Origin of the sequence: Streptomyces sp. RG80, assembly GCF_040446465.1 — a bacterium.
In the GTDB taxonomy this organism is placed as follows: domain Bacteria; phylum Actinomycetota; class Actinomycetes; order Streptomycetales; family Streptomycetaceae; genus Streptomyces.
The window spans coordinates 78,695-93,289 of sequence record NZ_JBEAAJ010000003.1; the positions used below are offsets into that span (position 1 = coordinate 78,695).

A 14,595-nucleotide genomic window follows, 5' to 3' on the forward strand; every position below is an offset into this window, starting at 1 on the left:
GCCCTGATGTGGCCCATGGTGCAGGAAATGTGTGACCTACGCCGTATGGAGGCCGTACGGGTGCTCGATCGGCCATCACTCGATCTAGGGTCTTGGCATGGCACGACCACGGCGCATCGTCCTTGTCCGGCACGGCGAGTCAACGGGCAATGTTGATGACTCCGTGTACGAACGCGAGCCAGACCACGCGCTGGCACTGACCGAGCGAGGCTGGCAGCAGGCCGAGGAGACGGGCAAACGGCTGCGCGAGGTGTTCGGACGCGAGCGGATCAGCGTGTACGTCTCCCCGTACCGCCGTACTCACGAAACGTTCCGCGCCTTCCACCTCGACCCGGAGCTCGTGCGGGTGCGGGAGGAGCCCCGGCTGCGGGAGCAGGACTGGGGGAACTGGCAGGACCGGGACGACGTACGTCTGCAGAAGGCCTACCGGGACGCGTACGGGCACTTCTTCTACCGGTTCGCCCAGGGAGAGTCCGGGGCCGATGTGTACGACCGGGTCGGCGGGTTCCTGGAGAGCCTCTACCGCAGCTTCGAGGCCCCCGACCATCCGCCCAACGTCCTGCTGGTGACCCATGGCCTCGCCATGCGCCTGTTCTGTATGCGCTGGTTCCACTGGTCGGTCGCGGAATTCGAGTCGCTGTCGAATCCGGGGAACGCGGAGATGCGGATGCTCGTTCTCGGGGACGACGGCAAGTACGTGCTTGACCGGCCCTTCGAGCAGTGGCGTGATCCCGAGCCCTACGGAGTCACCGGATAGACGGAGATCCGGCGGTCGCGGTGTGCCTGGTAGCTGCCCGCCCGGGCGGGGCGACCATCTGTGTGATGCCGGACCTGATGACAACGAATTAGAGTGGCAGGGCGATGACCGCTGATTCCTCTCCCGACGGGCGCCTGGACCGCGCCCTGTCCAGCCTGCGCGGACTCGCGGTGGGGGACGCGCTGGGCTCACAGTTCTTCGTGCCGGTGAACTACCCGCTGCTGAAGCGCCGCGAGCTGCCGCCCGAGCCCTGGCAGTGGACGGACGACACCGAGATGGCGTGCTCCGTGGTGGCGGTCCTGGCCGCCCATCACCGGATCGACCAGGACGCACTGGCGCACTCCTTCGCGCACCACCACGACTTCGACCGTGGCTACGGCCCCGCCGTCAACCGGCTGCTGCGCCTGGTCCGGGAGGGCGGCGACTGGCGTGAGCTCGCCGCCGCGCTCTTCAACGGGCAGGGGTCCTGGGGCAACGGCGCCGCGATGCGGATCGCCCCCTTGGGTGCCTGGTACGCGGACGACCCGGAGCAGGCGATTCATCAGGCGGAGATCTCGGCCTACCCCACGCATCAGCACCGCGAGGCCGTGGTGGGCGCCATGGCCGTCGCCGCGGCGGCCTCGCTGGCCGCGGCCCCTGGTGGCCCACCCAGCCCCGAGGCACTCCTGGACGGCGTCATCGCCCTCGTCCCGAAGAGCGCCGTCGGAGCGGGCCTGCGCCGCGCCCGGGACATGCTCGACTACGGCGACGCGGGCACCGTCGCGGCCGTGCTGGGCTGCGGACGGCGTACGACGGCCCATGACACGGTGCCCTTCGCGCTCTGGTCGGCCGCCCGGTCCCTCGGGGACTACGAGGAGGCGTTCTGGTCGACGGCCCAGGTGGGCGGCGACGTGGACACGACCTGCGCCATCGTGGGCGGCGTGATCGCCGGGGGCAAGGCCGGGACACCGCCTGCCGAGTGGGTGGGGCGGACCGAGGCCCTGCCGGAGTGGGTGCCCGCGTCGGGCTGAACCCTCTTCATCCACGTGCATGAAACTCTCTGTGCATATCGGGAACTCTGCGTGACCATCGGCTCGTTGTCGTGGCAACCGCTGTGTGGCCTATGGGCCTGCACAGAGTGGGTGACTCACGAGGGGCGCAGGGGGTGGTCATGCCGTTCATGCCCGTGTTGGTGGTCCTGCTGGCCGTGGCGGCCGGAATGTGGGCCGGACGGCGACGCGCAGTCGGTGGCGCGTCGCGTCCTGTGCGTGGGGTGCTGACGGCCGGACCGTCGTCATCGGTACCCCGGGCGGGGTCCGGCCGTCCGCGATTCCGCGCGGGCCCGGTCGAGTCAGCCGATGCCGGGACCCGCTGTGCCCGCGAGTGCCTCCAGGTCGCTCTTGCGGACCTTGATGACAAACCAGGCGGTGACCAGGGCCAGTACAGCCATCGAGGCCGCGGCGACGAAGCCCGTGGAGATGCCCTGGGTGAGTACCTCGTGCCCCCAGGGAGCGGGCAGCTCATGAGTCTTGGCGAACTCGGCCTTCTGCTCGGGCGAGGCGTCGGCCATGAACTGCGGCAGCTGCTTCTCCGCCTCGTCCTTGCTGGCCGAGCCGAAGACCGTCGTCAGGATGGACAGGCCGAGCGATCCGCCCACCTGCTGCGTCGCGTTGAGCAGTCCGGACGCGGCGCCCGCCTCGTGCGGGGCGACCCCGGAGACGGCCGTGATCGTCAGGGTGACGAAGTTCAGGCCCATGCCGAAGCCGAAGACCAGCATCGGACCGAGCACTCCGCCCGCGTACGAGCTGTCGGAGCTGATGAGGGTCTGCCAGAACAGCCCGATCATCGAGAGCGCCGAGCCGGCGATCATGAACGGCTTGGGACCGAGCACGGGCAGGAACCGCTGGGACAGGCCCGCGCCGAGGGCGATCACGACCGTCACCGGCAGGAACGCGAGGCCGGCCTCGATCGGGGTGTACCCCAGCACGTTCTGCACGAAGAGCACGATGTAGAAGAACATGCCGAACATCGCCGCGGCCAGGCTCAGCATGATCACGTACGTGCCCGAGCGGTTGCGGTCGGCGAACATCCTGAGCGGTGTGATCGGCTCCTTGGCCCGGGTCTCGATGAAGGCGAAGGCGAGCAGCAGCACGATCGCGGCACCGAACGAACCGATGGCCAGGCTGTCCCGCCAGCCCTGGTCCGCCGCGCGGATGAACCCGTAGACGAGAGACGCCATTCCTGCCGTCGACGTGAGGGCGCCGGCGATGTCGAAGCGGCCGGTGTGCCGTTCGGACTCGCTGATGTACAGCGGGGTCAGGACGGCGATCAGGACACCGATGGGCACGTTGACGAAGAGCACCCAGCGCCAGTCGAGCCACTCGGTGAGCATGCCGCCCGCGAGCAGCCCGATCGCGCCGCCGCCCGCGGAAACGGCGGCGAAGACTCCGAACGCCCGGTTCCGCTCCGGGCCTTCGGGGAACGTGGTGGTGATGAGGGCGAGCGAAGTCGGCGATGCGATCGCGCCTCCCACGCCTTGGAGCACGCGCGCGGCCAGCAACTGCCACGGCTCCTGGGCGAGTCCGCCGAGCAGCGAGGCGAAGGTGAACAGCAGGATGCCTGCCGTGAAGACGCGGCGTCGGCCGAGGATGTCGCCGGCCCGGCCGCCGAGGAGCAGCAGGCCGCCGAAGGTGAGTGTGTACGCGCTGACGACCCAGGTGAGGTCGGTGGTGCTGAACTTGAGAGCGTCTTGAATGTGCGGGAGGGCGATGTTCACAATCGTCGCGTCGAGGACCACCATGAGTTGGCAGGCCGCGATGACGGTCAGTGCGATGCCGGGGTGTCCCTCCCGGCGGGCCGCACCTGGCTTCTGATCCTTGATCAATTGAGAGGTTGTCACTATGGGTCCCCCACAAGTGCGTTAGTGAACGCTCGCGTTCACTGTCGCGTCAACCGTAGTGAGTCCTTCATAGTGAACGCAAGCGTTCACTTAGGTTCTCGTCGCGTGGTGTGTCCCCCGTCGTCACCGCGCACTGTGCCCGTGTCCCCGGAAAACCCCGCTTCCCCTGCTCGCTGGAGTCACTCAGATGGTTACCTCGCGCTGGACGGCCGCCCCCGCTCAGGCGGCCTCCCTCCGTCGGCGCGGCGCTGTGCTCGAACGCGCGATCCTCGACGCCGCGCTGGAGCAACTCAGTACGGTCGGCTGGAAGGGCCTCACGATGGAGGGCGTTGCCGCCGGAGCTCAGACGGGCAAGGCCGCGGTCTATCGTCGCTGGCCGTCCAAGGAGGATCTCGTCGTCGACGCACTCCAGTCCGGACTCCCGATCATCGAGACGGCACCCGATCTGGGCAGTGTGCGCGAGGACCTCCTGGAACTCTGTCGGCAGGCGCGTGAGGCGATGTACTCGCGTCCCGGTTTCGCGCTCCGTTCAGTGATTCACGAATGCGATCCAGTTCAGGCGGAGCGCTTTCATGGTGTGATCTTCGAAGGGGTCGTCGAGCCGACCATCAGGCTGCTTCGCGAGGTCATCACCCGTGGAATCGAGCGGAATGAGGTGCGTCCCGACGCTGCGAACAGCTACGTCTTCGATGCCATTCCGGCCATGATGATGTACCGATCCAAGATGTGCGCAAGTGAATGGGGCGATCAGGATCTCGAGGAGATGATCGACCAGCTGATGGTCCCGCTGTTGCGCAGGACCGGCGGCTGAACGCGACCCGGAACGGCGGTGACGAGACTCGGGGAAACCAGGGTGTCGCCTGGTGATCCAGGCGGCGTAGGCTAAGGGCGCCATGCCGTACGAACCACCTACACACACCGTCGAGCGCTCCCTCCGCGCCACGACCGGAGCGAAGATCATTGCCGGTGTCGACGAAGTGGGGCGCGGCGCGTGGGCCGGCCCCGTCACCGTCTGCGCGGCGATCACCGGACTGCGTCGACCCCCCGAAGGTCTCACCGACTCCAAGCTGCTCACCATAAAGCGGCGTACCCGTCTGGCCGCGGAGCTGGAGAAGTGGGTGACGTCGTACGCCCTGGGGCACGCCTCGCCGGAGGAGATCGACGACCTGGGCATGACGGCCGCGCTGCGACTGGCGGCGGTCCGGGCTCTGGAGACCCTGCCGGTCCAGCCCGACGCGGTGATCCTCGACGGTAAGCACGACTATCTCGGGGTGCCCTGGAAGGTCCGTACGGTGATCAAGGGCGACCGGTCGTGTGTGGCGGTCGCGGCGGCTTCGGTGATCGCCAAGGTTCAGCGCGACAAAATGATGGCCGAACTGGGTATCGACCATGCAGACTTCGGTTTTGCGGACAATGCCGGGTATCCGTCGCCCGTGCACAAGGCCGCACTGGAGGAGCGGGGCCCCACCCCGTACCACCGGATGTCGTGGGCGTATCTTGATTCGCTGCCCCAGTGGCGGCATCTCAAGAAGGCCCGCAGCTGGGCGGACGGAGGCGTTCCGGAGATCGAGGGCCAGCTCGGCTTCGATTTCTGACCGTTCCGCTCGCACTCATGTGCCACCCGCTGGCGCGAGCCGCACCAATGTTTGATAAAAGTCAGCCATGCCTCTCCTTCCCGAGGAGCCTCAGATTCACGAGAGTGCCCAGGGTCCCCGCACTGCTTCGGCCACCGGCCGTACCGCGCCGACCCCCCGTCCCGTACCCGGCCCCCGGCCCGCGGCGCATCCGCGTCCCGGCCGTCCCGGCCCCCTTCGGCCCACGCCTCCGGTGCAACGCACGCCGCGTGACGTGGCCGTCAAGCCCGGACCTTCGGGTCCGGCCGCCCACACCACCGCCGCTCCGGCATCCCCGCAGGTCCAGCTGATCCCGGCCTCTCCCGAAGGCGCGCTCGACGCCGCCGAGGAAGCCGTGGACCTGCTCCTGGACTCGGGCCGTGCCCCCAGTGACGTGCTGGTCATCACCACCGGCGAACAGCACCCGTGGGCCGCCCACGAGTTGTCCTTCGGTGAAACGTCCTACTGGGCCCAGCACGACGCGGGCGACGACGTCTTCTACGCCGACGCCGCCGTAGCGAGCCGTGCCACCACGCGTCCCGTGGTCGTGGTCGCCGTCAACGGCGGTCCCGACTCCGTCGCCGCGACCGCTCTGCCCCTGGCGCTCGGTCGGGCCGGTGCCCTGCTGATCGTCTGCGGTGACCCGCAGCAGATCAACTCGGTGTTGGGCGCGCGCGTCTGAGCCCGCTCCGGCACGTCCGGGGGGACTCTGGGGGTGACGAAGGCGCCGTTGCGGCGGCGCCTGTACAGCGGGGGGTTTGTCGTGCGCGGACGATCGGGGGACGGTCCGTGCGCGTCTTCCCCCGCCTTGGCGCGCCCTGAAAACGCGGAGTGGATGCGCCGTGGGTCCGCGCCGTAGTGGGGAGCGGGTCGACTTGTCGCTGCGCGGGGTCCGAGACTCCCTCTGCCTGCCTGCCTGCCTGCCTGCCTGCTTGCCTGTCGCAGGGCGGGCGGAGGTGCGTGCCGTCGTAGCCGGATGTCCCTGAGTACTCGAACGTAGCCGCATCCCCGCGAACTCGACGTCGCATGTCCTACGAACTCGACCTCGCATGCTCTACGAAGGCGAAGTCGTGTGTCCGATGACGTGTGTCCGATGACGTCGTGAAGTCGCGTGCCGTACGCGGCGATCATGCCCCCACCGGAGCGATCCGATGCTCGGTCAGACCGCTCCATCGTGTGAACCCGGAGCGTTGCCCGACCTCTGATCCGCAAGGGTCGGTCGGGCACTCCGGGAGTTGTTTCAGCGGGCAGCCGCGCGGCGCAGGACTTCCGAGGCGGCGCCGCCGGTGCGCGGCAGCGGGGGCGGGGCGTCGGACAGGGCGAAAGGCTCCGGTGACGAGTCGGAGTTGGGGCGGCGGCCGCCGCGTCCCTCGCCGAGAACCTGCCAGCCGTCGCGGGTCAGCGTGATGTACGCGCCGCAGCGCAGCCCGTGCAGGGTGCAGGCATCTCGCAGGCCCCACATCCACGCGCCGTCCTCCTCCGTCCAACGCGCGTCGCCGTCACGGCAGTAGAGCAGCACGGCGGTGCGCACCGGTGTACGGCGCCGCAGGTCGTGCGGGATGACTCGACGCAACTGGGCGAGCAACACGTTGCGGAACATCCAGCCGTCGGCCGGGGCCGGGCGGCGGATGAACGACGCACTCGCGCGCAGCCGCTCGTCGGGATCGAGCACGGCCACGATCGCGGTCGCCGGCTTCGGACGGTGCCGGGTGTGCAGTCCACTGACCACCTCCCGGGGATTGCGCAGCAGGGGAATTCCGGCTGCGGCCCACTCCGCGGGTTCGAGCATGCGGGTCAACGGGTTGGCGGATGCGGCGGACAGGTCGGCAGACGTCGACGTGGATGCCGCGGAGGACGGAGCGAATCCGAAGGTCACGGTCCTCCCTTCGGCTACGCGCCCATACTGCGGGCGGGGTCGGATTCGGGGGAGCGCACGCCGCAGCAAAGCCCTACCGGACCACGGGCGAGCCGTGCGGGGAGCGGACTTCAATTCTTCCTGTCGAACTTGGTTGCGGCAACGAGCAATTGGGGCCACCGACCGATATCTGGCGGTGTGTGGTTTATATCCTTACCCGGCGAAGCGCCATGTGACGCCTGGGACGTCCACGCATGTCAGAGGGGTGCGGACTCCCGAGGTGCCAGGCGGGCGCAGCGTGCCTTCGGAGTCGGGATTCCGCGACGCGGCGTCATCAACCCTGTACTGCCAGCACCAGCGGCAACACCCCCTGCGCACCGGCTCGTCGGAGCATCCGAGCCACCACCGCGAGGGTCCAGCCCGTCTCCGTGAAGTCGTCCACGAGGAGGACCGGGCCTCCGGCTTCGGCAAGCGCGGCGGAGAGGGCGGGCGGCACCGTGAGAGCTCCGTCGAGCGCCTTGAGGCGCTGGGCGCTGTTGCTCCGGGAGAGCGGGGGCGCGTCGCCCGCGTACTCCACCGACCCCAGCAGCGGCAGCCGGCCGACCTCCGCGATGTGTGCGCCGAGGGAGTTGATCAGCCGTGGCCGGGTGCGCGACGGGACGGTGACGACACCGACGGGCCGCGGCCCGCTGTCCGCCGCGCCCGAAGCCCAGCCGCCGGGGCCCTTGGCCCAGTCGGCCAGCACGCCCACGACGGCCTTCGCCACGTCGTCCGGCACCGGACCGTCCGGGGCCTGGGGGGCGAACATCGGCCGCAGCCTGTTGCCCCACCCGATGTCCGACAGACGGCCCAATGCCCGTCCCGGCGCGGCCTGTTCACCGGCCGGGATACGTCCCTTGAGCTCGACCCCGATCGCCGGCAGACCCGTCGGCCACATCCGGCGCGGGTCGACCTCGACGCCGGCCCGGCCCAGATCGACGCGAGCGGCGTCCAGCGCTGCCGTGGAGGTGTCCGCCGTGAAGCGCGCGCCCGCGCAGTTGTCGCAACGGCCGCAGGGCTTGGCGTCCTCGTCGTCCAGCTGGCGTTGCAGGAACTCCATCCGGCAGCCCGTGGTGGACGCGTACTCGCGCATCGCCTGCTGCTCCGCCTTGCGCTGCCGGGCCACCCAGTCGTACCGACCCGCGTCGTACGTCCACGGCTCGCCGGTCGCGACCCAGCCGCCCTTCACCCGCCGGACGGCGCCGTCCACGTCCAGGACCTTGAGCATCGTCTCCAGCCGGGAGCGGCGCAGCTCCACCAGCGGCTCCAGCGCGGGCAGCGACATCGGCCCGGTCGCGCGCGTGAGGACGTCGAGCGTGCGGCGCACGAGGTCTTCCGGCGGGAAGGCGAGCGACGCGAAGTACTCCCAGATCGCCTCGTCCTCCTTGCCCGGCAGGAGGAGCACCTCGGCGTGCTCGACGCCGCGCCCGGCACGGCCCACCTGCTGGTAATAGGCGATGGGGGAGGAGGGCGACCCGAGATGGACCACGAATCCGAGGTCGGGCTTGTCGAAGCCCATGCCGAGTGCGGAAGTGGCCACCAAGGCCTTGACCCGGTTGGCGAGCAGGTCGTCCTCGGCCTGCTGCCGGTCGGCGTTCTCCGTCTTGCCCGTGTACGAGGTGACGGTGTGGCCCCGCTGCCGGAGGAAGGCGGTGACCTCCTCGGCGGCAGCCACGGTGAGCGTGTAGATGATCCCGGATCCCGGCAGCCCGTCGAGGTGGTCGGCGAGCCAGGCCATCCTGTGTGCGGCATCCGGCAGCGGCAGAACGGCCAGACTCAGGCTCTCCCGATCCAGTGGGCCGCGCAGGACCAGGGCGTCAGATGTACCACCGGTACCGAGTTGCTCGGCGACGTCAGCCGTCACGCGCGCGTTGGCCGTGGCGGTCGTCGCCAGCACGGGGACACCCGGCGGGAGATCGGCCAGCATGGTGCGCAGCCGTCGGTAGTCCGGCCGGAAGTCGTGGCCCCAGTCGGAGATGCAGTGGGCCTCGTCCACCACGAGGAGCCCGGTGGCGGCGGCCAGCTTGGGCAGCACCTGGTCGCGGAAGTCGGGGTTGTTCAGCCGCTCGGGGCTGACCAGCAGGACGTCCACCTCCCCGGCCGCGATCTCCGCCTGGACGGTGTCCCACTCCTCCGTGTTGGAGGAGTTGATGGTGCGTGCGTGGATGCCGGCCCGGGCCGCGGCGTCGACCTGGTTGCGCATCAGCGCGAGAAGCGGCGAGACGATCACGGTGGGGCCGCTGCCCCGGGAGCGCAGCAGCGACGTCGCCACGAAGTACACCGCGGACTTGCCCCAGCCCGTGCGCTGTACGACGAGGGCTCGCCGTCTGTCGGCCACCAGCGCCTCGATCGCCCGCCACTGGTCCTCGCGCAGCCGGGCCGTGCCCGTGGTGTCCCCGACGAGGCGGGCCAGTACGGCGTCGGCGGCCGCCCGGAGATCGACGTTGCTCGTGTGCTCCATGCGTCCATACAACAGGACGCCACTGACAATCCGGGCCCGGCCGAGGCGGGGCGCGGGTGCGGGATGGCCAGGTGTGGACAGACAGCCACGCTCGGGATCCCGATTGGCGTGTCCCTGATCGGGGTTATCCACAGGGCAAAGCGGAACTTCATGATCCGCGAGATCGTCTGCGCATGACGAACCACAGCGAAACGACTGGATCACCCGAAAACGGCGACAGGGCGGGACGTGAGCGGAGCGACGGGCGCGGGGTGCAGGGCGGCCGTCCCGCCTCGATGGATGGCCCCGCCTCCGCCGATCGTCGCGTTCCGGCGGATGGCCCCGCCTCCGCAGATCGCCTCGACTGCACCACGTACGACGGCCACGGTGGCGAGCATCAGGTGACGCTGCGCACCCCGGCCGAACTCGCCGACGCCCTGCCGTATCTGCTGGGGTACCGCCCGGAGGACAGCATCGTCCTGGTGGCCCTGCACGACAAGGACGGACGGGGCCGCTTCGGGGGCCGGGCCAGGCTCGGCATCCCCGGGAACGGTGACGACTGGCCTGCCGTGGCACGGCAGTTGGCCCAGGGACTGGTCACCGGCAGCGAGCGCAGGGGGGCCCGCCCCGAGCAGATGGTCGCCTACCTCTGTCAGGAGCCCGGGAAAGGCGAGTCCGGTAGGCAGGTGATGGAGCGGTTGCGTCCCCTCGCCCAGAAGCTGCGCGTCGAGTGCGGTCTCCTTGAGGTACCGGTGATCGAGGCCCTGTGCATTTCGGACGGCCGCTTCTGGTCGTACTGCTGCACCGGCGCGGAGTGCTGCCCGCCCGAGGGACAGGCGATGGGCCTGCCCGGCACCTCCGTCCTGGCGGCCGCCGCCACCTACGCCGGCCTCCAGGTGCGGGGCACCCTGCGGGAGCTGCGGGGCAGGCTGCTGCCCTGGGAGAACGCGTCCGCGCTGGCTCAGGAGATCGCCCTGGACACGGGCAGCATGGCGATCGTCCCGAGGATTCTCGACGGCGCGAGCCGTGCGGGGATGGCCGAGGAGACACTGGAGCTGGCGAGGCAGATCATGCGGCGCTTCACACAGGCTCCGCCCGTGTCCGGCACGCTCACCGAGGATCTCCGCGACGACCAACTGCTCGACCACGACGAGGCCGCGACGCTCCTTCTCGGTCTCCAGGACCGCACGACCCGCGACCGCGCGGCCGAGTGGATGGAGGGCGACGAGGCAGCCCCCGCCCTACGTCTGTGGCGGGCTCTGGCCCGACGTTGCGTCGGGCCGTACGGCGAGCACGCGGCCGCACCGCTCACCCTGGCGGGCTGGGTCGCCTGGTCCACGGGGGACGGTCTGGAGGCGAGGGAGGCCTTGGCCATGGCATTGGGCGCGGACCCCGACTACCTCTTCGCCCGACTGCTGCACCAGGCCTGCAACGAGGGTCTGGACCCGGAGTCGATCCGCCGCTGTCTGCGGGCGGAGCGTGTGGACAGGAAACAGCCGGGCTCCGAAAACCCCGACGGCGGTGAGGACTTGGAGCCGGGTGACACCGACGAACCCACGCCCTGCCCCGCGCCGGCCACCGGCCGCCGACGCAGGATGCGATCCACCGACTCCGCCGCTGCGAAGGCACCGGGGCACGGTTCCAACGGTTCGCGCCCTCGGACACCGACGGCGGGAGGCACGAGGCCGCTCGCCGCACGTGTGAACCGCACGCGTAACAGGGCGGTGCGCAGCCGGGGTGCCGACACCGAAGGAGACGCGTGAGCGAGCGCGGTCGGGCTACGGGGCGGTGGCGACGGCGGTTCGCAAGGGTCCTGGCTGGATGGGGTCCTTGGCCGTCGGTGAGTCGGCTCATGCCGGTGCGTCGGTGGCTCACCGACGGACTGAATGCCGCCCTTGGCCGGGCCTGCATTCGTCGCCGTCCCGCCTCCCGGACGGACCGGGCAACGGCCTTCCGTGCGTCCCCACACGCCAGGCACGCGGGAACTTCGGGCGGCCGGAGCGCTGCCTCAGGTGTGTCGGCCCTCGCCGCGGGCGGTCAGGGCCTCCGCCGACCGAGCACCGGCCGCCATTCGGTCGGCTCGGCCGGTCACAGGCGTGACCCCGAGGAGCTCTGTTCCGTTCACCTGAGTGGCGGAACGCCTGGACGGGCCCTGCCGGCACACCGCCCAGACCGTTCAGGAACCACCACGCCGACGCCGACCACGCCCGAGGCGCACAGAGCGCAGAAGAAGCCGCCCATGTTTCAGCCGACTCCGCCCTCCGCCTCCGACGACAACCGCTCCGCCACGGGCGGGCCCGGTTCGCAGACCAGCACGCCACCGTACGGAAGCGGTGCAGAGCGGCCTGATCCGGGAGGCCCGAGCGGCAGCTCCGCGTCCTCCGGCCGGGGCCGACACGCGCCCGCATCGCTTGAGGGGGATGCTGCGGTCGCCTGGCCGACGGGCCGAGCCGTCCATCCGCGCGCGGCAGCGGTTTCCGGTCCACCTCCCGCTCAGGCGGCGCATCCGGAGGGCCGTCCCGGTCGGGCGACGGCTCTGGGCGCGGACGTCCCACGGGAGGCACGTCCGGACGGCCTCCCCGCTTCGGCGACATCCTCGGGTGCGCCCTTCTCAGGGGAGCTGCGTCCGGGTGTCCGTCCCGGCCCGGCGACGTCGCTGGGCGTGCCCGTCTCGCGGGAGCCGCGTCCAGATGGCCGTCCTGACCCGGCGACGTCCGTCGCATCCTCCTCACCGGAAGCGGACCCGGAGGTTCGTCCTGGCCGAAAGGCGGAGGGGCTGGGGCACTCCGCCATGGGGAACGCGGACTCGGCCGCGCCGTCCGGTGGTCCGCCACCTTCACGGATGGCAGGCCGACCACACCGCTCGGCTCCCTCAGCAGCGGAAGGGCTCCCAGCTTCGCCTCCCGTGGGCGCTGGCGCGCCACCATCCCGGCTCGCCGTCCCACCGGGCCGTTCACCGGCTCCGCCGAGTCGCTCACCGGCCCCACCAGGCCGATCACCGGCTCCTCCGGGCCAAGGCGGCGTCATGCCCCCACCGCGTCGTTCTGCCGAACTGCCACCCACCCACACCGCTCTGATCTGTGTCTCCCTGCCGAGCCTCGCGATCTCCACGGAGCACGGGCAGTTGACCGGTCACGGACTCGAGGGGTTCTACCGGGCCGGCCGACGACTGCTGTCCCGCTGCCAGGTCAGGGTGGCCGGACGCGAACCCCTCGCGGTCCAGGCGCGTATGACCAGAGCCGACAGCGCCCGTTTCGTGGGAACGGTTCGGACCTTCGCGCCCTTCGGCCCGGATCCGGACGTCGTCGTCGAGCGCCTGCGCCAGGCGGACGGCACGGAGCGGATCACCCTGTACAGCGCGGCCCCGCGCCCGCTGCGCCTGCCGGTCGAAGTGGCCCTGGGGACGGACCTGGCCGATCTGGGGGCGATCGCGAGCGGCACTCCCGGACCCGAACTGCCCGCGAGCGTCCACGACTCCGGTCTGCGCTGGTCCTCTCCGTCCGGCAGCTCGTCGGTCACCGCCGACCCGCCGCCCGCCGACGCGCTGGCCTCGGCAGGGCTACTGCGCTGGGAGTTCGTCCTGCCCCCGGGAGGCAGTACCAGCGTGGAACTGAGGGTCCGTACCGACAGCGCGGGGCCCGTCCGGGCCGTGGGACGAACGGCCACGAGTCCTCTGGCTCCCGCACGGGCGGCGGGCGACGACCCCAGAGTCCAGGCACTGTTCCGGACGAGCATCGAGGATCTCCAGGCGTTGCTCCTGCGCGACCCCGCGCACCCGGCCGACACGCATCTGGCCGCCGGAGCACCGTGGCGCTGCGGGCTGGCCCCGGCCGAGGCGCTCGCCGCGGCCCGGATGACCCTGCCCCTCGGGACCCGGCTCGCCGCCGGCACCCTGCGCACTCTTGCCCGCACCCAACTTCCCGGCCCGGAACGGCAGTCCGGAATGATCCCCGGTCCCAGGCGCGACGCGGGCACACATCTACCGCCCGGCTGCACCGGTACGGAAGCCACGCTGCTCTTCCCGGTGCTCCTCGCGGAGGCCCGCCGCTGGGGCCTTCCCGATGCCGAGACGGAGGAACTGCTGCCCGCCGCCGAGCGCTGTCTGACCTGGCTGCGTGCCACCGTGGGCGACGCCCCGTACCTGCGCGACCCGCAGCCTGACGGTCCGGTCCGCTGCGAGACCCAGGCCCATGCCCATCGCGCCGCGCTGCTCGGCGCGGATCTGCTCGATGCCTGCGGCAGACCGGGCGGTGCCGGACTGCGGCAATGGGCCCAGGAGCTGCGGATCGCGTTCCGTGAGGAGTTCTGGCTCGACGATCTGGGCGGTGGTCGGCCCGCGGCGGCCCGTGCCCCGGACGGCCGGCCCGTCCCGCACCTGGGCGCGGCGGCCGTCCACCTCCTCGACACGGGACTGCTCGGCGGGGGCGAGTGGGCGTCCGGGTTGCTCGACAAGGTGCAGACCGAACAGCTCGCCCGGCTGCTCGGCGGCCCCGCCATGGATTCGGGCTGGGGACTGCGCGGTCTGGGTGCGAAAGAGGCGGGTTACAACCCGTTCGGTCACCGCGGGGGAGCCGTACGGACGCATGAGACGGCGATCGCCGTCGCCGGCCTGGCCGCCGCAGGCTACGAGAAGGAGGCGACCTCACTGCTGCGAGGCGCGCTGGCGGCGGCCGAGGCCTTCGGCCACCGGCTGCCCGAGATGTACGCGGGAGAGCAGCGCACCGACGGGAGCGTTCCCGTCCCGCATCCGGCAGCGTGCCGTCCGGCGGCCACGGCGGCGGCAGCGGGCGTGCTGCTGCTGACCACCCTCGCCGGTATCCGGCCCGACGCCCCCGCAGGGACCGTCACCCTGCGCTCGGTTCGCAGCGCACCGCTGGGCGAGATCGTCCTGACCGGGCTGAGGGTCGTGGGTGCCCCGTTCTCCGTAAGGGTCGGCCGGCTCGGCCTCGCCATGGTGGAGGAGGCCGCCGACGGACTGCAACTGGGAGTGTGACCTCGTACGACGTGCCGCCC

The 14,595-nt window shown here is 71.0% G+C and carries 10 protein-coding genes; 7 read left to right on the forward strand and 3 right to left on the reverse strand.

The window, feature by feature from the left end:
• Positions 1 to 97 precede the first annotated feature (97 nt).
• Both ABKA17_RS10590 and ABKA17_RS10595 read left to right on the forward strand, forming a co-directional pair.
• Positions 98 to 757, forward strand: a complete 660-nt coding sequence (locus ABKA17_RS10590) for a histidine phosphatase family protein (RefSeq protein WP_353691690.1) — start codon at positions 98 to 100, stop codon at positions 755 to 757.
• A 104-nt stretch (positions 758 to 861) separates the two neighbouring features.
• Positions 862 to 1,767 carry an ADP-ribosylglycohydrolase family protein gene (locus tag ABKA17_RS10595; protein ID WP_353691691.1) on the forward strand — a complete coding sequence of 302 codons (906 nt, stop codon included), beginning with the start codon at positions 862 to 864 and terminating at the stop codon, positions 1,765 to 1,767.
• Between the two features lie 320 nt (positions 1,768 to 2,087).
• Here ABKA17_RS10595 and ABKA17_RS10600 read toward each other — a convergent pair whose 3' ends face one another.
• The gene (locus ABKA17_RS10600) at positions 2,088 to 3,635 is read right to left on the reverse strand and encodes an MFS transporter (RefSeq protein ID WP_353691692.1); all 1,548 of its coding nucleotides are present in this window, start codon (positions 3,633 to 3,635) and stop codon (positions 2,088 to 2,090) included.
• 187 nt (positions 3,636 to 3,822) lie between these two features.
• Between ABKA17_RS10600 and ABKA17_RS10605 the strand changes: the two genes are divergently transcribed.
• The 3 genes from ABKA17_RS10605 (at position 3,823) to ABKA17_RS10615 (ending at position 5,930) form a co-directional block, all read left to right on the forward strand.
• On the forward strand, positions 3,823 to 4,446 hold the full coding sequence (locus ABKA17_RS10605) for a TetR/AcrR family transcriptional regulator (RefSeq protein WP_353691693.1): 624 nt from the start codon (positions 3,823 to 3,825) through the stop codon (positions 4,444 to 4,446).
• Between the two features lie 82 nt (positions 4,447 to 4,528).
• Entirely contained in the window at positions 4,529 to 5,230 is a 702-nt protein-coding gene (gene rnhB, locus ABKA17_RS10610; protein ID WP_353691694.1) for a ribonuclease HII, read from the forward strand.
• 67 nt (positions 5,231 to 5,297) lie between these two features.
• Entirely contained in the window at positions 5,298 to 5,930 is a 633-nt protein-coding gene (locus tag ABKA17_RS10615) for a hypothetical protein (protein WP_353691695.1), read from the forward strand.
• Positions 5,931 to 6,488: 558 nt separating this feature from the next.
• Here the strand turns inward: ABKA17_RS10615 and ABKA17_RS10620 are convergent.
• Complete coding sequence (locus ABKA17_RS10620; protein ID WP_353691696.1) at positions 6,489 to 7,124, reverse strand: hypothetical protein; 636 nt, start codon at positions 7,122 to 7,124, stop codon at positions 6,489 to 6,491.
• A 313-nt stretch (positions 7,125 to 7,437) separates the two neighbouring features.
• A complete protein-coding gene (locus tag ABKA17_RS10625; RefSeq protein ID WP_353691697.1) occupies positions 7,438 to 9,603 on the reverse strand; it encodes a RecQ family ATP-dependent DNA helicase in 2,166 nt (721 codons plus the stop codon).
• A 173-nt stretch (positions 9,604 to 9,776) separates the two neighbouring features.
• Here ABKA17_RS10625 and ABKA17_RS10630 point away from each other — a divergent pair, with 173 nt between their 5' ends.
• A complete protein-coding gene (locus ABKA17_RS10630; RefSeq protein WP_353691698.1) occupies positions 9,777 to 11,345 on the forward strand; it encodes a DUF4192 domain-containing protein in 1,569 nt (522 codons plus the stop codon).
• Between the two features lie 1,262 nt (positions 11,346 to 12,607).
• Positions 12,608 to 14,575, forward strand: a complete 1,968-nt coding sequence (locus ABKA17_RS10635) for a glycogen debranching N-terminal domain-containing protein (protein WP_353691699.1) — start codon at positions 12,608 to 12,610, stop codon at positions 14,573 to 14,575.
• Positions 14,576 to 14,595 lie beyond the last annotated feature (20 nt).